Annotated in this window: 21 protein-coding genes, 4 pseudogenes and 1 other annotated feature; of the genes and pseudogenes, 1 reads left to right on the forward strand and 24 read right to left on the reverse strand. The window is 39.8% G+C overall.

What is annotated here, in order from left to right:
• Positions 1 to 35 precede the first annotated feature (35 nt).
• The 24 genes and pseudogenes from NDM98_RS24790 to rpsU all read right to left on the reverse strand — a co-directional run bounded on the left by NDM98_RS24790 (position 36) and on the right by rpsU (position 20110).
• Positions 36 to 824 (reverse strand): DnaB-like helicase N-terminal domain-containing protein, encoded by a 789-nt coding sequence (locus NDM98_RS24790; protein ID WP_373370440.1) that lies wholly within the window; start codon positions 822 to 824, stop codon positions 36 to 38.
• Positions 825 to 832: 8 nt separating this feature from the next.
• Positions 833 to 1843 (reverse strand): annotated as a pseudogene (locus NDM98_RS24795) (toprim domain-containing protein); the annotation flags it as partial.
• Between the two features lie 63 nt (positions 1844 to 1906).
• Entirely contained in the window at positions 1907 to 2383 is a 477-nt protein-coding gene (locus tag NDM98_RS22110) for a YaiI/YqxD family protein (RefSeq protein ID WP_251611637.1), read from the reverse strand.
• A gap of 322 nt (positions 2384 to 2705) precedes the next feature.
• Positions 2706 to 3509 (reverse strand): pyruvate, water dikinase regulatory protein, encoded by an 804-nt coding sequence (locus NDM98_RS22115; protein ID WP_251611669.1) that lies wholly within the window; start codon positions 3507 to 3509, stop codon positions 2706 to 2708.
• A 54-nt stretch (positions 3510 to 3563) separates the two neighbouring features.
• Entirely contained in the window at positions 3564 to 4199 is a 636-nt protein-coding gene (gene ccpN, locus NDM98_RS22120) for a transcriptional regulator CcpN (RefSeq protein WP_251611670.1), read from the reverse strand.
• 40 nt (positions 4200 to 4239) lie between these two features.
• Positions 4240 to 6102 (reverse strand): glycine--tRNA ligase subunit beta, encoded by a 1863-nt coding sequence (gene glyS / locus NDM98_RS22125; RefSeq protein WP_373370436.1) that lies wholly within the window; start codon positions 6100 to 6102, stop codon positions 4240 to 4242.
• A complete protein-coding gene (locus tag NDM98_RS24800) occupies positions 6089 to 6319 on the reverse strand; it encodes a glycine--tRNA ligase subunit beta (protein ID WP_373370437.1) in 231 nt (76 codons plus the stop codon). Before NDM98_RS24800 ends, glyS begins: the two co-directional genes overlap by 14 nt.
• Positions 6312 to 7202: a glycine--tRNA ligase subunit alpha gene (glyQ, locus tag NDM98_RS22130; RefSeq protein ID WP_251611638.1), complete on the reverse strand. Its 891-nt coding sequence runs from the start codon at positions 7200 to 7202 to the stop codon at positions 6312 to 6314. The genes NDM98_RS24800 and glyQ overlap by 8 nt, the downstream gene beginning before the upstream one ends.
• Positions 7203 to 7282: 80 nt before the next feature.
• Positions 7283 to 7462, reverse strand: a binding site (T-box leader).
• Positions 7463 to 7493: 31 nt separating this feature from the next.
• Positions 7494 to 8258 (reverse strand): DNA repair protein RecO, encoded by a 765-nt coding sequence (gene recO / locus NDM98_RS22135; protein WP_251611639.1) that lies wholly within the window; start codon positions 8256 to 8258, stop codon positions 7494 to 7496.
• A gap of 20 nt (positions 8259 to 8278) precedes the next feature.
• Complete coding sequence (locus NDM98_RS22140; RefSeq protein WP_251611671.1) at positions 8279 to 8422, reverse strand: YqzL family protein; 144 nt, start codon at positions 8420 to 8422, stop codon at positions 8279 to 8281.
• A 224-nt stretch (positions 8423 to 8646) separates the two neighbouring features.
• A pseudogene (gene era / locus NDM98_RS22145) lies at positions 8647 to 9563 on the reverse strand (GTPase Era).
• On the reverse strand, positions 9556 to 9951 hold the full coding sequence (locus NDM98_RS22150) for a cytidine deaminase (protein ID WP_251611640.1): 396 nt from the start codon (positions 9949 to 9951) through the stop codon (positions 9556 to 9558). The pseudogene era and the gene NDM98_RS22150 overlap by 8 nt, the downstream one beginning before the upstream one ends.
• Before the next feature lie 15 nt (positions 9952 to 9966).
• Complete coding sequence (locus NDM98_RS22155; protein ID WP_251611641.1) at positions 9967 to 10359, reverse strand: diacylglycerol kinase family protein; 393 nt, start codon at positions 10357 to 10359, stop codon at positions 9967 to 9969.
• On the reverse strand, positions 10343 to 10810 hold the full coding sequence (gene ybeY / locus NDM98_RS22160) for an rRNA maturation RNase YbeY (protein ID WP_251611642.1): 468 nt from the start codon (positions 10808 to 10810) through the stop codon (positions 10343 to 10345). The genes NDM98_RS22155 and ybeY overlap by 17 nt, the downstream gene beginning before the upstream one ends.
• Positions 10776 to 12971, reverse strand: coding sequence for an HD family phosphohydrolase (locus NDM98_RS22165; RefSeq protein WP_251611643.1), 2196 nt, complete (start codon positions 12969 to 12971; stop codon positions 10776 to 10778). The genes ybeY and NDM98_RS22165 overlap by 35 nt, the downstream gene beginning before the upstream one ends.
• A 125-nt stretch (positions 12972 to 13096) precedes the next feature.
• Complete coding sequence (locus tag NDM98_RS22170) at positions 13097 to 14062, reverse strand: PhoH family protein (RefSeq protein ID WP_251611644.1); 966 nt, start codon at positions 14060 to 14062, stop codon at positions 13097 to 13099.
• Between the two features lie 6 nt (positions 14063 to 14068).
• A pseudogene (gene yqfD / locus NDM98_RS22180) lies at positions 14069 to 15258 on the reverse strand (sporulation protein YqfD).
• Between the two features lie 30 nt (positions 15259 to 15288).
• Positions 15289 to 15585: a sporulation protein YqfC gene (gene yqfC, locus NDM98_RS22185; RefSeq protein WP_251611646.1), complete on the reverse strand. Its 297-nt coding sequence runs from the start codon at positions 15583 to 15585 to the stop codon at positions 15289 to 15291.
• A gap of 687 nt (positions 15586 to 16272) precedes the next feature.
• Positions 16273 to 16806 carry a YqfB family membrane protein gene (locus tag NDM98_RS22190; RefSeq protein WP_251611647.1) on the reverse strand — a complete coding sequence of 178 codons (534 nt, stop codon included), beginning with the start codon at positions 16804 to 16806 and terminating at the stop codon, positions 16273 to 16275.
• A gap of 32 nt (positions 16807 to 16838) precedes the next feature.
• On the reverse strand, positions 16839 to 17840 hold the full coding sequence (gene floA, locus NDM98_RS22195; protein WP_251611648.1) for a flotillin-like protein FloA: 1002 nt from the start codon (positions 17838 to 17840) through the stop codon (positions 16839 to 16841).
• Positions 17841 to 17843: 3 nt separating this feature from the next.
• Positions 17844 to 18194 (reverse strand): NfeD family protein, encoded by a 351-nt coding sequence (locus tag NDM98_RS24400; RefSeq protein ID WP_444546316.1) that lies wholly within the window; start codon positions 18192 to 18194, stop codon positions 17844 to 17846.
• Positions 18195 to 19402: pseudogene (locus tag NDM98_RS24405) on the reverse strand (NfeD family protein); the annotation flags it as partial.
• 62 nt (positions 19403 to 19464) lie between these two features.
• On the reverse strand, positions 19465 to 19908 hold the full coding sequence (locus tag NDM98_RS22205) for a GatB/YqeY domain-containing protein (RefSeq protein ID WP_251611673.1): 444 nt from the start codon (positions 19906 to 19908) through the stop codon (positions 19465 to 19467).
• 28 nt (positions 19909 to 19936) lie between these two features.
• Positions 19937 to 20110, reverse strand: coding sequence for a 30S ribosomal protein S21 (rpsU, locus tag NDM98_RS22210; RefSeq protein WP_059102666.1), 174 nt, complete (start codon positions 20108 to 20110; stop codon positions 19937 to 19939).
• A 216-nt stretch (positions 20111 to 20326) separates the two neighbouring features.
• Here rpsU and NDM98_RS22215 point away from each other — a divergent pair, with 216 nt between their 5' ends.
• Positions 20327 to 21259, forward strand: a complete 933-nt coding sequence (locus NDM98_RS22215) for a Na/Pi symporter (RefSeq protein WP_251611649.1) — start codon at positions 20327 to 20329, stop codon at positions 21257 to 21259.
• The last annotated feature ends 6 nt before the right edge of the window (positions 21260 to 21265 follow it).

Consider the following 21265-nt stretch of genomic DNA (forward strand, 5'->3'; position numbering starts at 1 on the left):
CCATTGTTCAAAACGTATCATCTTAAGTTGGCTTTCTAGGAAAGCTCTCTCTTTAGCTGCTGTATTTCAATTAATAATTTTGCTTGAGTCAGTGGATCCTGTTCAAGCTTGGATTCAACTTCTTTCTTCTCTATCAATACCCTTTTTGGGTAGTTTTCAATCTGCTTGACATAATCCTCTAGTTCTTCTTCAGAACAATCTGCATTAACCGTCATCGTAGAAAGCTCTGAAGCTAAGCGAACAAGTGAGTGATCCTCAATACTTTGAAGAAACTCTCTAGGGTTTGCCTCATTGCCTTTTCCATAATAAGCGAGTAAATACGCAAATAGTGCTTGATGTTCATCAACATTAAAAGCGGCTCCAAGGCGTTCCTGTATCCGCCAAGCAAGATCTTCATCATTCATCATCAAAACTAATAAAATCCGTTCAGCATTTTGGAATGCAGGCAAAAGTCGCTTCTGTCTAAATTGTCGAGTTGTGCTAACTGCTTTCTTTTCCAATGTTTCATTAGCAGTATACGTTTTCTTTGATTCCTTATACATTCGGTATTGCTCTTGTTTAAGAACCTCCAACGATAAAGAAAATTCATCAGCAAGCTGCCTGAGATAATGGTCACGTTCAATTGCTCGCGGAAGTTTAGCAAGCTCTTGTAATACTTCTTCAATATAGACCATTCTTTCTCCTTCATCTTGGAGATTTTTCTCCTGACGAAGATATCTCATCTTAAAGGCCATAACCGTTTGACTTGCCCCTATAACATCAGATTGGAATCGTTCTGGTCCGTATGTTCTAATGTAGTCATCGGGATCAAGTCCTTCCGGCATATGGGCTATACTAACCATACAGCCAGCCTGCTCTAGTACACTTGCTGATCGGAAGGCAGCGCTTTGCCCAGCTTGGTCAGAGTCATAGCAGATAAGTACCGTCTCAGCATTACGACGCAGCCGTTTTGCGTGTTCCTCGGTTAGAGCCGTGCCTAACGTTGCTACGCCGTTTTCAACACCTGCTCCCCAAGCAGCAACAACATCCGCTGCTCCTTCAAACAATACGGCAACATTCGACTTTCGAATGGCCGATTTAGCCAAGTGTAAACCGTACAAGAGCTTATTTTTTTGAAAAATAGGCGTTTCAGGGCTGTTTAAGTATTTCGGTTTACCTTCTCCAACAATTCTTCCGCTGAATCCAACAACTCTACCTTGAACATCCCAGATCGGGAACATTAATCTACTTCGAAACCGATCATACACCCCTTCAGATTTCTCTCTTTCCGCCAATAGGCCAGCCTCAACCATTGTAGTTGATTGAAATTCTTTTTTAAGCAAAAATGTGGAAAGGTTCTCCAGCCTACTGGAGCAAATCCAACTTGGAAGTGATTCAACTGTTCATTTGTGAATCCACGACTGTCCGCATATTCACGACCGGCTTTTCCTTCGTCAGTTAGCGCAAAAACACGCTGATAAAAGGTTGCGGCTGCATCGTGTCCTTTAAAAAGGTCACGAAAGCGCTCTGTCGATTGCGACTCGTTAGTTTGATACACTTCTTCAGGTAGTGAGATGCTTCCTTTATTCGCTAGATATTTAACCGAGTCTGTAAACGAAAATCCTTCATGCTCCCTCAGAAAGGTAAATACATTGCCTCCTGCACCACAGCCAAAACAGTGATAGACCTGCTTTTCTGGTGAGACTGAAAAAGAGGGTGATTTCTCTCCGTGGAACGGACACAGACCTGTATACTGTTTACCTTGCTTTTTAAGTTGTACATATTGGCTAATGACTTCCACAATATCACTTGATTTACGAACTTCTTCTATCTTTTCCTCAGGAATTCGGGAACTCATATACATCACCGTTCATAAATAAAATCTACCACAAGACAATAAGATTCGAGTTTTTTTTCTGTATTCCTTCTATTTTTGCAAAATAATCTTTAATTCTTTCACAAATCGATTTCGATCCTCCATTGTAAAAGGTTTTGGTCCTTTTGTGCGAATACCTCTTCTGCGTTTTTGAGCAGACTTATATCGAACCTCGAGTAACTGTTCAATTGTCTCTTCTAGGTACCTTTCACCCCTGGGAGAAATAGCTGTTACCTTTTTTCTAAGAAGCAGTGATGCCAAGGCGTGATCTTGTGTCACACAGATATCACTAGCTCTAATCTTATTCATAATATAGAGGTCCACAGCTTCTTTATCCGAATCGACCATGACTTGGCCAACTTCAGGAGGAAGAGTCATCATATGTGCATAAGACATCACAAACACAATTCTCAAATCAGGTTCGAAGCGGTAAGCAAGAATTTCTTCTTTTACAGGACAGGAATCTGCGTCAACAAAAAGGTGTGTGATCGTTTTAGTCTCATTCATTGTCTTTAGTTGATTCCACACTCCCTTAAAAAAATCCTGCTAAAAAGCAGAAAAAGTTGAATTTCGTCGAAAAATGTAAGGTAATAGCTGATTTATCTTCTTTTTACTCAAAGTATTCCTTACTATCATTACCAAAAAAACTGGAAAAAGTCTTGACTTTTCAAATTTATTTGTTCTCATTAAAAAATAGACCATTTAAATGTGAAATAGACATGAAATCACAATTCTTTATTATACGTAATAATTGTCCATTTGAACAGAGTTTTATCTTAGAACTCGTAAAATGAATGATAAAGGAAGCTCTTAGTGTCCATTTAAACACTAAGAGCTTCGATATAATCTCTTATTTGCGTTGAAACATATTTGAAATTAAGTTTGCCGTTTCTTCCACAGCTTTATTTGAAACATCCACTACAGGACATCCTATGCGACTCATTACTTTTTCAGAATAAGCAAGTTCTTCTTTAATACGATTAATATTAGCGTAGTTCGCTTCCGATTTTAAGCCTAATGCTTTAAGCCGCTCAGTACGAATACTATTTAATTTCTCAGGACTAATTTTAAGTCCAATACATTTTTGCGGAGAAATCTTAAAAAGTTCTGCTGGTGGCTCTACTTCTGGCACTAAAGGCACATTCGCAACCTTTAGTCGTTTATGAGCCAGATATTGTGATAACGGTGTTTTAGAAGTACGAGAGACACCAATTAGTACAACGTCAGCTCGTATAATACCTCTAGGGTCTCGTCCATCATCATATTTTACAGCGAACTCAATTGCTTCGACTTTACGAAAGTAATCTTCATCTAAGCGATAAATGACACCAGGCTCGTATCGGGGCTTTTTGTTCGTCAGCTCAGATACTTTTTGCAGCATTGGCCCGATTATATCAACGGTTTCCACATTTTCCTCTGCTGCTCGAATAAGTAAATAATCCTTCATCTCAGGAACAACAAGTGTAAACGCAATTAACGCTTTAGCCTGAGCTGCTAAACAAACGACTTCTTCAATCGTTCCTTTATCCTCGACATAGGGAATACGTCTAAGTTCTACTCCAGATCCACTAAATTGGCTTACGGCTGCTTTAACAACAAGTTCCGCTGTTTCCCCTACAGAGTCAGATACTACATAAACAATTGGACGATAAATCGTTTCCTCCATCAGAACATCTCCTTGTAAAATAAGCATTTGTTTTTCATTCGCTTAAATGGATTCATTATTAGCCAAGTCAACAAGTAAACTTGTGATATTTGTTTTGGTAATACGACCTGTTACTTCATATCCACTTCCATGAGTGACCTTTTTGACAATCGGCAGACCATCAATTTGTTTTGTAATGAGCTTTTTAGCGATATCTATAATAAAGTCATCACCATGACAAACGGTTATGTTAGGCATTCTAGTCATAATGACACCAACAGGGATTGTTTCAAGTGATTGCTGACCAAGACTTGCTCGCAATAAATCTTTTCTTGAAACAACTCCTGAAAGAGTGGCGAGTTTATCTACTACAAAAAGTGTGCCCACATCCTCGAGGAACATCGTCGTAATGGCTTCGTATACAGATGAGGACTCATTCACAACAACAGGTCTAGATTTGTAATGGTCCACAGTGATGGTTTTTACTTTGTCTGACAGAATTTGAGTATTTGATTTTCCTGTATAGAAATAGCCTACCCGTGGTCTTGCATCTAGGTAACCAGACATTGTTAAGATCGCTAGATCCGGTCGCAGTGTAGCTCTCGTTAACGAGAGCTTTTCCGCAATATGTTCCCCAGTAATCGGAGCGTTTTCTTTTACAATGGTAAGAATTTGTTCTTGCCTACTAGATAGCTCGATAGGAACTCACCGCCCTTTTCAATAACAAATATCCAACCTTTTAAAACACAATCTTTTGAAACAGAGCAAAGGCTTCGATTTCGGCAGCCAGCTGCTTCATCAGTTGAAGACGATTTTCTTTTACTTCTTTCTGATCTGACATAACCATAATATGTTCAAAATATTGATGAACAAGTGGCACACTCTCTTCTAATGCTTTGTAAGCCTCCGTTACTTGTCCTTGATCCTTATATTGTTTCAATGTTGATGATAAGGTTTTGTAACGATCATATAATAAACGCTCTTCATCTTTTTCAAACAAGGATGGGTTTATCTCAACAGTCGCTTCTGCTTTTTTGGCGATATTTGTGACACGGCTTAACGCTTCCACCACTTTCTTGAAGTTCTCGTGCTTACGAGCTTCTGAAAGTAACGCCGCCTTTGAAAACGTCCACGTAATCGTCGCCTGTTCATCTGTTAAAACAGCATCAACAACATCGTACTCTATGCCTTTATCAGAAAGAGCATATTTCATTCTTAACGTGAAAAATTCGTTCAACTGCTGAAGCAATTCTTCTTTATTTTCTATCTTCAATCCATGATCTTCTGCCGTTTCCACTGCAAGATTAAGTAGAGTATCTAGCTGGATGTCCAATTGTTTCTCTACAGCCATTTGTACTAGTCCTAACGCTTGACGTCTTAGGGCATAAGGGTCCTGAGAACCGGTTGGGATTAAACCAATTGCAAAACACGATACAATCGTATCAAGTTTGTCCGCCATACTTATAACCAAACCAATCTTAGTCTCAGGCAGACTGTCACCCGCAAAGCGTGGATAATAATGCTCTCTAATAGCTGTTGCAACTTCTGCTTTTTCTCCCAAATAGAGCGCATATTCTTCACCCATTAAACCTTGAAGTTCAGGAAATTCTCCGACCATTTGAGAAACAAGATCGAATTTACTAATAGAAGCTGCACGTTGTACAAATTCTTGATTGCTCTGAGAAAGGTCCAGATGAGTGGAAAGTTTGGCAGCAACATCCTTGATTCGTTTTACTTTATCTCCAAGGGAACCTAATTCTTCGTGATACACGATGGCATCAAGCTGTCTAACAGCTGCATCAATATCCATCTTTTGATCTTCTTTATAGAAAAACGCTGAATCCGAAAAGCGAGCGCGTAACACTTTTTCATTTCCTCTAGCAACGTTTTCTATGTGACTAGAATCGCCATTACGTACAGTTATAAAGTGAGGCAACAGCTTGCCTTCCATATTCTCTACTGGGAAATAACGCTGATGTTCCTTCATTGTTGTTAATAAAACGTCTTTTGGTAAGCTAAGAAATTCTTCTTCAAATTTCCCGCTTAAAGCAGTTGGCCACTCCACTAAGTTATTTACCTCTTCAAGCAATTCTTCATTTACAGGAATAACCCATCCAGCCTGCTCAGCTAGCTCTTCTAGCTGCAAGCGAATCGTTTGTTTTCGTTCCTCAGCATCAACTAACACAAACTGCTTTCGCATAAGCTCTTTGTACTCATTTGGATTCGTTATTTTCACGTCTTCACCTAAAAAACGATGTCCGCGACTACTGTCACCTGAATGAATGGACGTGATCGAAAATGGAATCACTTCTTTGCCGTACAATGCTACTAACCACTGAATTGGACGAGCAAAACGAAGACTGTAATCGTGCCATCTCATGTTTTTAGGGAAATGCATCGACGTAATTAAATCCTTTAATGCAGGCAGCAACTCAAGCGTTTTTTTCCCTTCTTGGAAAGTCTTCGCGAACACATACTCCGTTCCCTTAACTTCACTTGTAAATAACTCATCAGGTGAGACACCCTGACCACGAGCAAAGCCCTGAGCCGCCTTAGACCAGCTACCATCCTCTGCTACTGCAATTTTTTTAGCTTGGTCCACGTGATTCGCTTTCCAGATTTGGTTGACTGTCTTCTAAGTCTCGCACTAATATAGCCAAACGTCTTGGCGTCGAGTAGCCTTCAACTGCCACGTACTCCAGTCGCTGCTCTTTTAACCACTCTTCAACCAGTTGTTTTAACTGTTTAATGGATGAAGTGACAAATCGAGCCGGAAGCTCCTCCAGTCCAATCTCTAGTAAAAAATCATGCTTACTCATGGTTCGACTCCTCCTTTGCTTTTAACAGAGGGAAGCCAAGGCGTTCCCGTTCTTCGTAATAAAGTCTAGCAGCACGTCGCGCAAGTGTACGCACGCGACCAATATATCCTGTACGTTCGGTTACAGAAATGGCTCCTCGTGCATCTAACAGGTTAAAGCTATGTGAACATTTCAAGATATAATCGTATGCCGGTAAAACAAGCTGTTCATCTAATGCTCTGCCCGCTTCTTTTTCGTACGTTTGGAACAATGAAAAGAGCATCGTTGTATCCGATACTTCAAACGTGTACTTAGAATGCTCGTATTCGGCTTGACTGAAAATGTCGCCGTACGTAAATCCCTCAACCCATTCTAAATCAAACACGTTTTCTTTATCTTGAATATAAGAAGCAAGTCGTTCTAAGCCATACGTAATTTCTGCCGATACCGGACTTGCTTCCAGTCCACCAACTTGTTGAAAGTACGTAAACTGGGTAATTTCCATACCATCAAGCCATACTTCCCAACCAAGTCCTGCACAACCAAGTGTTGGATTCTCCCAATTATCCTCGACAAATCGAATATCATGCTCTAACGGATTTATTCCAATTTCCTTTAAGCTATCAAGATACAATTCTTGAATATTAAGTGGTGACGGCTTCATCACAACTTGAAATTGGTGATGCTGATACAGGCGATTGGGGTTTTCCCCATAACGTCCATCAGCCGGGCGTCTTGAAGGTTCAACGTACGCCACATTCCATGGCTCTGGGCCAATCGTTTTGAGTAACGTAAAAGGGCTCATTGTACCTGCACCTTTTTCCGTGTCATATGCTTGCATAATAATACAATTTTGCTTTGCCCAATATTGCTGTAATGTTAAAATCATTTGTTGTACGTTCATCGTACAGCCTCCTGTCATTAGTTCACTCGCATAAAGGCGGCAGCAAAAGCAAAAAGCTCCCGTCCCTACGCTGTAATCAGCGTAGGGACGGGAGCTTTTCCCGCGGTTCCACCCTACTTATCCGTACTCATTTGTACGAACCACTTTCGTTAGTTGTGCTCAGAAATGCCTTTCGCTGCTATCTGAATCTTAGGCTTACACCATCCCTAAGTCGCTTAAATCAGATTATTGCAGGTACTTCTTTTCATCAATGCACGTATTCATATTAGTAAAATCATACATAAGATCATACTACGTGTCAATATTCGGACCTAAATCCATACGTTCAAGTTGATCCAAAAACCGTCTAGACTTTAAGGTAACACCAGAGTATTCATCATAATAAGCACGAATGATCTGCTTAAGTTCCTGTTTGGTTTCTTTTTTTAATGAAATATTTCCGAGTCGATGCAAATTCATTTCATAGAAAAGACGTAGCAATCGAACCGTCTGAGATGAACATGGAAATGCATGCTCATCCCGATGCAAACAGGACCTACATATAAATCCGCCAAAGCGAATGGAAAACGCAACAGGTGTTTCCGTTGATCCACAACACACACATTGATCAAGTTGCGGGCTAATACCTGCAACATCAAGCATTTTCATTTCAAAGATTCGGGTAATAACCTCTGGGTCTGCCCCACTAGCCATCTTCTCAAGGCTTAGGTAAAGCCAATCAAATAGCCATAGATAACGTTGATTCTCTTCAGTAAGCTTATCTACCATTTCAGCGATATACATCGCGTAAGCGGCCAAGGTGAGATCCTCTCTGATTTTGCGGAAAGAACTAATGGTGTCCCCTTGGTTTAACGTACCTAATCCACTACCTTTATAAATGACAAAAGAGCCGTATATAAACGGCTGAGAAACAGCTGAGAGCTGACTTCTCGGTTTTTTAGCCCCTCTTGCCATTACACCTATTTTTCCTCGTTCTTTTGTATAAAGTGTGATAATTTTATTGGTTTCTCCGTAATCTACGGTTCGAATGACAATTGCTTCTACTCTATCTAACATCGTAACCACCTAGCTGTTTGTTACTGAGAGGATGAATCAAGCGTTATATCAGTTGTATTTTCTGACTCAATGCTTGCTTCTGAATCGCGCTCAAGCTCCTTGATTAATAAATACGTATCTAGATTTCCAGTATTAGTAAAAACTTTCCAAGATAAATCGAGCATGTCAGAATTCACTCCTTTGTCAAGAAATCGTTCCACCTGTACTCCTAGTTTCACCTGATTAAGTTAGAACATGTTAAGGAAATATTACTAAATCATAAACCTTGACAAACACTCACACGTTTAAATTGACATTTTTTCTCGGGTCTTTCTTTTTATGATAAGGCTTTCCCTACAAAAAAACAATGGCTAGTAACCCAACCATTGTTAAAAGTATTGTCCTATTTTTAGTATTCATCCGAGCGAAAACCAAAGTCTCGTAGCTGAGCTGTTTATTCCGCCAATCTTTCTCGACTTTGACCCAAAGTTCTAGAAATACCTTTGAACCAAGTAAGGCTTCAATATCGGCTCTAGCAAGTTTTCCTACTTCTTTTAGAAGTGATCCCTGTTTACCAATAACAATTCCTTTTTGTGAAGATCGCTCTACCACAATCGTCGCCTGAATATCGACCATATCTTTGTGTTCTCGCTTTTTCATCCGTTCGATGCCCACGGCAATTGAATGTGGGATCTCCTCATGTGTTAACTGAAGGACCTTCTCTCGAATTAATTCAGCAACAATAAATCGTTCCGGGTGATCTGTTACTTGATCAGCAGGATAATACTGCGGTCCTTCTTCCAGTTTATCTTTGATTTGATCAAGAAGGACTGGCACGTTATTTCCGCTTAATGCAGAGATCGGGATAATTTCCTTGAACTCATGTTTTTGTCTATATGTATCAATTAACGCAAACAGCTCATCTGGATGCACCAAGTCAATTTTATTAATAATCAAAAATGCAGGAGTAGATGTTTCTTTTAAGCGATTAATAATGTATTGTTCACCTGGTCCAAATGCCTCATTCGCTTCAACCAAATAGAGAATGATATCGACTTCTTTTAATGTGTCTTTTGCTACCTTCATCATAAAATCACCAAGCTTATGCTTCGGTTTATGAATACCTGGTGTATCAATAAAAACAATCTGTGCATCATTATCAGTAAATACACCTTGGATTTTATTACGTGTTGTTTGTGGTTTGTCCGACATGATCGCAACTTTTTGACCAATTACTCGATTTAATAACGTTGATTTACCGACATTTGGTCGGCCAATCAAACTGACAAAACCTGATTTATGCTCATTCTCGTGTTGATTACTCATTCATATCCCCCGCTTTAAATGCACCAGGCAGTAAATCTGCCACTGTAGTTGTAACTATTTTTCCATTTGTACTTCCTAAATATACTGGAACATTTGGTCCGCATAATTCCATCATCACTTGACGACAGGCTCCACAAGGTGAAACTGGCTCATCGGTATTTGCAATAACAGCAACTGCTTGTACCTCTCTATTTCCTTCTGAGTAGGCTTTATACAGTGCTGTTCTTTCCGCACAGTTTGTTAACCCAAATGAAGCATTTTCAATATTTGCCCCATGAAAAATCGTACCATCTTTCATAAGAAGAGCAGCTCCTACTGGGAAAGAGGAGTAAGGCACATACGCTTGCTTCCTCGCATTAGCTGCTTCTTCCATTAAATGATCATGCATAGATGTAACCCCTTTTTAATAAAATAGTATTTGTATAAATGGTGGGCCAAAGATTAGTATTCCTATAATAACAGCAAACACGCCATAAACAAACACAGCAGCTGCTGCCACATCCTTTGCTCGTTTGGCTAGTGGATGAAACTCCTCTGTATATAAATCAACCGTACGTTCTACAGCTGTGTTCATAATTTCTAAGGAGAACATACCTCCGATGACAAGTAATAAGACTAACCAATGCTCAAGAGGCAATGTTAACCACCAGGCCACTGCAAATACAACAATAGAACATATAAGATGTATTTGCATATTTTGTTCATATTTTATCACATGCTTAAGGCCATGTGCTGCAAATACAAAAGAACGTAGTAGACGTCTAAATCCCCTCTGATTCCTATCTGACAAGCCCATAACTTGTTAGGATCTCCTCCTGGCGGCCGAACATAATCTTCTCGTCTTGTTCATTTAGATGATCATACCCTAGCAAATGAAGAAAGCCATGAACGACTAAAAATCCAAGCTCCCGTTCAAATGAATGACCGTATTCTTCTGCCTGCATCGTTATTCTTGGAGTTGAAATAATAATATCACCGAGTAAATTAGGCATGCCTTCTATTAACTCAACTGAATCTTCCTCTCCTTCATTTAATGCAAAAGAAAGCACATCGGTTCCTCGATCAATCCCCCGATGTTCATTATTCAGTTGCCTTATCTCTTCATCATTTACAAAACTAACTGAGACTTCAATTTCTCCTTCTAGCTTTTCTAATTCAGAAGCATGTGTGAGTACTGCTGTGATAAGCTCAAGTTGTTTATCTGTTAACGTGTCAGTCTCGTCCATTGTTTCCACGAGTATCGCCATGTTCTTTCCCACCTTTTTTTATTTCATCCGGATATTCAATTCGCTGATGGAATGTCCCTTTTAAAGTCTCAAGCATGGATAGGGCAATATCATTTAACTCTCTTAATGTGATTTCGGATTCGTCAAATTGCCCATCTTCAAGCTTATCTTTAATAATTTTATTAACCAATGTTTCAATTTTGTCAGGTGTAGGTTTTGGCATTGATCGGACTGCCGCTTCTACGCTATCAGCAATAGCAACAATACATGCTACCTTATTTTGAGGTTTTGGTCCAGGGTAGCGGAACTGAGATTCCGGCAATGGCTGCTCAACTTCCTGGTTAGCTTTATGATAAAAGTACTTAAGCAAGCTTGTACCATGATGCTGCTCAGCAATTTCTACAATCTCTTTTGGCATTTTGTGCTCACGCAACAAATCTGCGCCATCATAAGGATGTGAGATAATAATGGTTTTACTTAACTGAGGTGAAATTTTATCATGAGGATTATCATGCCTCAATTGATTTTCAATAAAGAAATGTGGTCGCTTTGTTTTTCCAACATCATGATAATAAGCACCGACTCGTGCTAATAGTCCATTTTCACCAAGTCGTTCACAGGCTGCTTCCGCGAGATTACCGACAACTACACTATGATGATATGTACCTGGTGCTTCTGTCAATATTTTTCGGAGCAATGGATGATTTGGATTTGATAACTCAATTAATTTTGAGACGGATAAAATCGAGAATCCAGTTTCAAAAAAAGGAAGTAACCCAATTGTCAAAACGGCAGCCGCCACTCCTGAAAAAGCTGCACTTCCAAGATGGAAGCCTACTTCAATCCAATTATTCTGCATGCCTTTGATGAATAGTAATGTTAATACGGCAATGACATTGATACAAGCTACTAGAAAACCTGCTCTAAGAAGCCTTGTGATTCGATTTGAAGTGTTTAGAAATAACGCACCTGCCAATGAACTAATTAATAAATAGAAACCAAAGGTCACATTAAACGAAGATGCGCCTTCTTGGCTATAGAGCACTGTACCAACCGTTGCAAATAATACACTTGTAAACAAGGCGATCCTTGTATTTAAAAGTAGCGTCAAAAGCATGGTTCCAGCAGCTACTGGCACAACATAACCGATGCCAACAACTCCTAGCAGTTCCGTATAGCTTGTCACTTTCATCAAACAAGTAACAATCACAAAAACAAGGATATACATTAGAAAATGAGAGTTATTATTTCGTACGGTGGTATTCGATTCTTGGATGAAATAAAGCATCATACCCATTAAAATCAATACGAATAAGCCCAAGCCAATATAAGGGTAGAAATTAAGAGATTCATCTAATAACCCGACTAACCTCAGCTGAGCGTATGCTTCATTATTAATGACATCTCCTTGTTGAACAAGAAGTTGACCCTCTCTAATCATAACTGGCTCAACATTTTCAGCAGCTTCTTCTCTGAGACGCTCTGTTGAATCCCGATCATAAACGTAGTTTGGAATAATGGCGAACTGAGCTACTTCCACCATCGCATCTCGAAGTTTATTACTAACAGTTGAAATATTGATGAGCTCGTCCACTTGATCCTTTGCCTCTTCTAGATTATTCGCTTCAATTCGCTCACTCATTACCTCAAAAACAGTGTTTGATGTTGCTTCTTTAGCTAATACGAGTTGAGAATCCGAGGTCTCTAACAGGGTAAGAATAGTTGCATCTGACAACTGATTACTTGTGCCTGAAGAAAGGGCATCCTTTACACTCGTTAAACTCTCCTCTAACACGCCTTCTTCGTCAAACTCATCCTCTTCATCTGCGTCATCCACTGTGGGCTGATCCTTTTTCACCTGCATGATGAGTTCAAAGATATCATTTACGCGCCCACCCTGTGTTTCGGCATAACCTTGCTTTAGCACATAGTTTGGTTCTACATTCCGTACGGCTTCAGCTTGAAGTTCATCAGTAGCCTGACTATTTTCAATCGTAATGGGAGAGCGAATGTCCTCATCAGCCACATCAGACAAATGGATGTCCAGTTGCTCTGGAATTACATTGCTTAACATCATTAAATAAAGAAAAATGGCTGTTAAAAGAACAAGAATGGTTTTAATGTATCGATGTTGCTTTATTTCTTTCCACCATTGTTTTAACGATTTTGGTTGTTCTGCCACATAGTTCACCTCAGCTTTCGTTTTACATGTAATCAAAATATATAGTACCCTTTAAGAGAAGCAGACCAAACGAATTGGTCTGCTTACTGTTTGTTATCCATATGTATGTAGTTCTTCAGGGTCAGTTAGGAATTCTGCCCTGAAGTATCGTAGGCTTGAATAATTTGTTGCACTAATGTATGACGGACCACATCAGATTGCTGCAGGTATATCATGCCAATACCTTTCACATTCTTTAAGATCCCACAAGCTGTTTCAAGACCAGATTGTTTGCCTTTCGGAAGATCAATCTGAGTTAAGTCACCATTTATCACCATTTTTGAGCCGAAGCCTAGTCTTGTTATAAACATCTTCATTTGCTCTCTTGTTGTATTCTGCGCCTCATCCAAGATCACAAATGCATCGTCGAGTGTCCTGCCACGCATATACGCAAGTGGTGCTACTTCAATGGTTCCACGTTCCATTAATCTTGTTGTTTGCTCAACTCCAAGAACATCATGCAACGCATCATACAAAGGTCTTAAGTAAGGATCAACCTTTTCCTTTAAGTCACCTGGCAAGAACCCCAGACTTTCACCTGCTTCAACCGTTGGCCTTGTCAGGACAATCCTTTGTACGGCACCGTCTTTTAAAGCGTTAACTGCCATCACTACAGCTAAGTAGGTTTTCCCCGTTCCGGCGGGACCAATTCCAAACGTCATATCTTTTTTACGGATCTGTGTTACATAATGTTTTTGTCCAAGCGTTTTGGCACGAATAACCTTACCTTTTACAGAAGTCGCTATTTTTTCATCATATAGCTCGTATAGCTCATCCAATTGGCCTTTTTTGGCTAGTCCGCAAGCATAGACAACATCTCGTTCAGATACACTTAAACCTTTTCTTAAAAGGTGTAGCAGCGTTTGAAACACATCTGCCGTCTGTTTGATGCCTTCTTCGCTTCCTGTTACAGTCACCTCTTCACCTCTAGTGACTATTTGAACAGCTAAAGCTTCTTCTACCTTCTTTATATGTGAATCGTTTGGACCAAATAATAATTGTGTTTCATTTGTGTTTTTTGGCTCTAGATGGAGCATCTTGGTTTCTGACAAATCGCCTCAATCTCCTTGGATAATCGGTTTTTCCTTCGTAATATCTTCTATAACTTGATAGTGTATCGTTAGCTTCACTTTACCATTGTCAATGGATTCGTGCAAAAGTTTTCCGCTTTTGATCTCAGCATCTAAAGGGATCTGATTCATTAGTTCTTGTTCAGCTTGTTTCATTCCGATTTGCTTAGCCTCATCCTCCGTATACGTACGTTTATAGGAGTGGGTTTCATGAATTTCTCTATGTTTTAGCGCAACAGGAACTTCCAGCCAAATACATTTAAGGTTTTAACCTCTTCAAATTCTTGAACATTCTGGTATTTCGGCTTGCCAAAACCCCAAATCGGCACGTTAAAGTCATTAAAAGAAACAAAATAACGCGATGAGTGCTTGCCAGTTAATGTGGTAAACGAAGCCTCTAATGGAACGGTTACATTAGAAGTGTACCATATTTCTCCTAATACTTGTCCTTTTGTTGGCACGGTTTGTTGACTTTTTTTATTTGTGCCAATTATACCTGAGACTAAAAGATCTCCTGGCTGAACAAAGTCATTCACTTTCACTTCTGCATGACCATGTTCCACAAACATTTTGTAAATAACTGCTTTTTTCTTAGCTACTAAATGGCGTGGACTTAATAACTCAGCTTCTTCAGGCAGTTGATGTTCAACAATTTCAAATTCATAAATGGTGCCTTTTTGCCTGACTCCAATCCAGGTAGCGTCAGTTACTCTTTGTTGCATTTCCTGTTGAATTTTTTCCACAGGAGGAAGTGTCATTTGAAATGTGCCACGTTTGATCCCAAGTTCTAATGCAGCATTCTCTACTTCATTAGCTATTTTAGGTGACCCTCCTTTTACCTGTATACCCCAGACCATCTGAGAACATACCAGTATCAGAATGAAGAAGCTTACTACACCTAAGGTAAAACCAGTACGTTTTTTCATTTTTGCTATTAAAAATGGTCCACCTCTTCTTTTTTTAAAGAACATTTTGCATTCAAATTTTTTTAATAAAGACCTCATCATAGGAACATCTTCAAGCGCCAAATAAAAACCTAATCGATTTTCATCCATTTTTCTAATTGACCAAATAGCTAGTCCTTTATTTAAGCATGCATTTAACAGACGTTCCGTATAAACGCCTGTTATTTCAACAAATACGAATCCTTTAATATGCTTCATCCATTGATTTATCATATTTTCCTCCTTGTATATCCTCGTCTATAGTTAGGAGTCTTTATTTGTCTCATTGACATAAATAACTTGATCTATCCTTCCTTCTAGTAAAAGCTCTTCGGGGAAGATTGTTTTAATAACAAATTGATCTCCTTTTATCAGTACTTGGCCTTGCTTCAGCAATAGTCTTAGTTCCGTTTTCGAAAAACGTAACACTCCTTTATGGTTCTCAATATAGATATGCAATTGACCAATCATTGTAATTCTGGGCAGGTCCATCATGACATCTGCGGGAAGCTGCATATGCTGCATCATCCATTTCCGTACAGGTCCCATCAGTTTTCCCATGCACCATTCCCCCTCCATGTATGCTTATGTCATAAGAAAGGTGGATATCACCTGATTTTCGATACAGAAATTATGGGAACAGAAAAATATACTGAGATGTATGAGGATAACTCTAGAGTCAAGGAAGGAGAATTGTTAATTACTATGCTCACTGGATGTGGGGAAGTCTCGTCGGGAGTGCGTTGAACTAACTAATATAAATTACTTTTTGCTGAGGACATGCTGGGAATTGAGAGAAGGATGAGATGAAAATTCTTGTTTCAACTACTCTCCATCATTTTGATTTGGAGATCTATTGTTTCACTTTGGGCTCCATCGTTTTAATTCGGGAGGCTATCGTTTCACTTTGGGCTCCATCGTTTCAATTCAGGGGGCTATCGTTTCACTTTGGGCTCCATCGTTTCAATTCAGGGGGCTATCGTTTCACTTTGGGCTTCATCGTTTCAATTCAGGGGGCTATCGTTTCACTTTGGGCTCCATCGTTTCAATTCAGGGGGCTATCGTTTCACTTTACTTTCCATCGCCCCACTTTCACTCTCCGGAAATTTCACAAGTAACTCAACCCTACTTAAAAATCACAAAAAACATGGTTGGCTCTTATTTTTGATAATAAAAAAAACCGAAGCATCATGTTGTGAGTTAACCAACATAATGCTTCGGTTCTTAAATAGCTAGAACATTTCAGTTTTATTTTTGACGAGGCGGTGCAAATGATTGATGTGGGTTTCTGGAACGTGGTTTCCCTAGTACCTCTGCCCACACAACAGCTTTCATTGCTTCTTTGCTTGAGATATTCTTAAAGTTTAAATCAAGCTCCGACGATCTCGTCAAATCCTGGTTTGCAGCACTTACGCTTAATTGCTTTGAAGCTTTTTGTTGAGCTTCCTGTTTCTTTTTCTTCATTTCTTCTAAGCGTTGATACATCTCATCACGAGCATCTGGCTCTCTATGCTGTGACGGTGCATAAGTTTCTTGATTTTGCTCCTTAGGTTCAACTCGAGTTGGTTCAGTCTTCACTTCTTCTTGATTAAAGATGTCGCGCCAGTCAATTTTGCCTGGTTCTTCTTTAGCAGAAGTGGGCTGATGCTGCCCTTGTTGGTTTTGTCTTTGGTTGGTTTGCTGTCCACCTTTAGCCATTCGACCTAATAAACTAACTAGACCAAATATAGCTATCACTAAATAAAGTGGGTTAGAAAACAATAATGAAATCAGCTGTTCCAATGATAATCCCTCCTTTGCAAAGGAAAGGCAATTTAGTTGTTGTCTTTATTTGTGTCATTGTCATCTGTTGATTTACTGATTGAATCTCTCATATCCGTATCGGCCATGACATTTTGATAATTCATGTAATCCATGACACCCATACGTCCTGAACGTAATGCTTCTGACAAGGCTAATGGTACTTCTGCCTCTGCCTCCACAACTTTCGCACGCATTTCTTCTACACGGGCTCTCATTTCTTGCTCTTGTGCAACAGCCATCGCACGACGTTCTTCTGCTTTTGCCTGTGCAATGTTTTTATCTGCTTCAGCTTGGTCTGTTTGTAGTTCCGCACCGATGTTCTTACCGATATCAATATCAGCAATATCAATTGATAGGATTTCAAATGCTGTACCGGAATCTAAGCCTTTTGAAAGAACAGTTTGTGAGATCATGTCTGGATTTTCAAGGACTTTTTTGTGATTATGTTGAGAACCAATTGTTGATACGATTCCCTCACCAACACGGGCGATAACTGTATCTTCACAAGCACCCCCAACTAGACGATCAATGTTTGCACGAACGGTAATTCTTGATTTAGCTTTGATTTCAATCCCGTCCATAGCCACACCAGCAATAAATGGTGTTTCAATTACTTTTGGATTTACACTCATTTGTACTGCCTCTAAAACGTCACGTCCAGCTAAATCAATCGCTGCCGCACGCTCAAATGGTAATTCAATGTTCGCACGTTGTGCAGCAATTAGTGCGTTAACAACACGGTCAACGTTACCACCTGCTAAATAGTGACCCTCAAGTCTTGAGGTATCCAAATCAATACCTGCTTTAACTGCTTTGATTAATGGATTTACTACTCGTGCAGGTACAACCCGACGAAGCCTCATTCCAATTAGTTCAAAGATACTGATTTTTACTCCTGCTGCAATGGCTGAAATCCATAGTGCAACAGGAACAAAAGTGAATAGTACAGCAAGAAGTATGATTACAACTGCTATAGCGATGAGAATAAATATTGTTCCTTCATCAAATGGCATCCTTTATTCCTCCTTATGATTTTGGTCAGGCTTCACTTCACGAACCACAATGCGTGATCCAGAAGTGTAGACAACCTTTAGTAAGCTACCTTGTTCAATATATCCACCCTCTGATACAACGTCAAGACGTTCTTCACCAAACTGAGCCGAACCACCTGGTCTCAGTATAGTCAAAGCCCTGCCATGCATAGAGATTAGCTCACTTTGTGTTTCATTTGAAATATATCCTTCTTCGGTTGTTGTTGCTGCATCTAAAACCATCTTCTTCCAAGGACCTCGGTTACCAAGATACCTAAACAAGGTAACAGCCGCTACGATTGATACAGCTAATGCTACCCCAATTGCTAAGAGCATAGTAGCCGTCGAGAAGGATGCTAGGAACATGCCACCAATCATTGCAGCTACACCAAGCACCCCAAAAACCCCAAAACCTGGAACAAAAATCTCAATCACAATGAGAACGACACCAACAGCAAAGAGAATAATGGCTTCCCATCCTGCAAAACAGCAAATAAATGGCCGAAGAAAAAGAGCCCAAGAGCTGAAAGTCCTACCATTCCTGGTATACCAAATCCCGGAGTATATAACTCAAGCACTAATCCAAGACTCCCTAGTGTCAAAAGAATAGGAATTACAATTGGATTTGTTACAAATCGAGCAATTTTTTCAGCAAAGCTTACCTCTGAATACTCGATAGCTGCACCTTCTAATCCAACATCATCCAAGGCAAGCAATTCTTCAATTGAACTTGCTGTTCCTTCTGAGTAGCCAACTTCAATTGCATCTGCTGCACCTAAAGTTAAGAATGTACCTTCTGGAGAGTTATACTTAGGAAGATCATGATTCGTGCTAGCCATGGCTAATGCAAAAGCAGGATTACGACCATTTTTTTCTGCGGCATTTTTCATTTGATTTAACCAGTACGATTGTGCCTTATCCTCAGCCGCATTCCCTGAACCATCAATCACACCAGCTGCACCCATACTACCTTGAGGGTGCATGACAATACGATCTGCATTCAAAGCAATATACGCGCCAGCTGAGATTGCATCCGGGTTTACGTAAGCAGTAATCTCTGTTTCTGTCTGATTTAATAGTTGAGCAATATTTCCTGCAGCATCAACAGCACCACCTGGGGTATCAATATCAAGGATAATATGGTCAGCCCCATTACTTTCAGCATCAGAGAGAGCACGCTCAAGAAATTTTTCAAGCCCTCGTTCAACCGTCTGCTCTATCGGAATCACAAAAACAGTTGATTGATCATCTTCTGTATCTGCCACCATAAAGAGTTGAACAGGAACAAGTAAAAAACCAAGGAAAATAGCAGCAAGTGACAAGGACAATATTGCCTTACTACTCCAATTCACCTTCTCCCCCCTCTCCAGTCGTATGATAATAGTATGTACGTATGAGCAAGCGTTTGGTTTCAACTTATTATTCACAAATATTTTATTTATAATAATAAATGTGTAAATACACTGGTTCCACCTTTTTCTACTCCTTCTAAGTGTAGCACGGATAAAGCAATCGATTCCACTTTTGTGAGGTGACGCTTTCATGACAGTTTAACAAACGACAAAAAGCCGGCCTCACAAGGAGACCGACTTTGAATAACATTTAATTATGATAATGATTCTAGAACAAGACGATTAATAACAGATCCATCTGCCTTACCTTTAACCTTAGGCATAATGGCGCCCATTACCTTACCCATGTCCGATTTTTGCGAAGCACCGGTTTCGGCAATCGTTTCTGTAACAATTTGTCGTACTTCTTCCTCAGTAAGCTGCTCGGGCAAATATTTATGAAGAATAGCAATTTCCTCACGTTGCCGTATCGCCAGATCTTCACGACCTGCCTGCTCAAACTCATGGAGGGAATCCTTGCGCTGTTTAAGCTCACGATTCAGCACCGTTAGGCTATCTTCTTCAGATAAATCATGTCCCAATTTAATCTGCTCATTCTGAATAGAAGCTTTAACCATACGTATTACAGAAAGTTCTAGTTTGTTTTTACTCTTCATCGCCAACTTCATATCCTGGTTTAACCAATCAAGAAGAATCAGGTGAATCCACCCTCTCAAAAGAAACTACTTAGAATTTACGTTTTCTAGCGGCTTCTGATTTCTTTTTACGTTTCACACTAGGCTTTTCATAGTGCTTACGCTTTTTAACCTCAGCCATCGTTCCCTCTTTAGAGATAGACTTCTTAAAGCGACGAAGTGCAGCATCAATCGATTCGTTTTTGCGAACGCGAGTTTCTGCCATGATATTTCCCTCCCTCCGAAAACAACCAAGCTCAAGACGCATTCGTTACCTAATACACGTCTTTAACTATTATAATATATATGATTATAATCGGTCAACACTAATTCGGCAACCCTAAACCTTTAATTTGTGCGTTTTCATCATCTTTTCTTTTCAATTTAAACACTATACATGAAACTCAGCTCTTGTCCATAGATATGATAAAGAGGTGAAGGCATGTTCACAGAGATTAGTACCCGATTCATCGCATATTTAGCGATATTTTTATTTGGCCTTATTGTAATGAGACACGGTTTGTTTCAGCTTGCTCAGGCAAAATTGCAAGTATTACTTACAGAAATAACGAATTCAGCATGGAAAGGAATGTTAGCTGGTATTTTCATTACTGCTCTTCTACAAAGTAGTTCAGCCGTTATGGTGATGCTTGTAGGATTAGTTGCTGCCCGCTTAATCCCTTTTACTCATACAATTGGAGTGATACTTGGAGCCAACATTGGAACAACCGTCACAGCTGAACTCATCACTTTCCAAATTGGTTCTCATGCTTTGTGGCTGTTAGCTGTTGGCATGCTCTTATTACTATTTCGTTATGCAATCTGCTATTCAATGGGCTGTCTCTGCGTTGGTCTAGCTTGTTTATTTTTGTCGATGAGTGGATTATCATCATTGGCCGAACCAGTCTCCACTTTTTCATTTACACAAGACCTTTTCCAGTGGGCAGCTTCGCATTCTGCATATGGAGCCATTCTTGGTGCCATTTTAGCAGCTATTGTTCAATCGAGTACGGCATGTATCGCGATTGCAATGGGTTTTTTAGCAGACCAAAGTATGACGCTACCTACAGCCATCGCAATTATGATTGGTTCTAATATTGGCACATGTTTAACTGCTCTTTTGGCGAGCATTGGTGCTGGGCCATCTGCACGACAGGTAGCCTATGCAAACATTTGGCTAAATGCACTAGGAGCTATTTTATTTCTGCCGTTTATTAATGGACTGGCTTCAATTTCCATGATGTTATCATCAGACCCTGCGACTCAATTGGCGCATTCAAGTGTATTGTTTAATGTAATCTGCTCAATTCTACTTCTCCCACTTGTAAGACCGTTTACGTGGTTTGTTAGCGCTTTGCATGGCAATAGACTGTAAGAACTC

Source organism: Alkalicoccobacillus plakortidis (assembly GCF_023703085.1).
In the GTDB taxonomy this organism is placed as follows: domain Bacteria; phylum Bacillota; class Bacilli; order Bacillales; family Bacillaceae_D; genus Alkalicoccobacillus; species Alkalicoccobacillus plakortidis.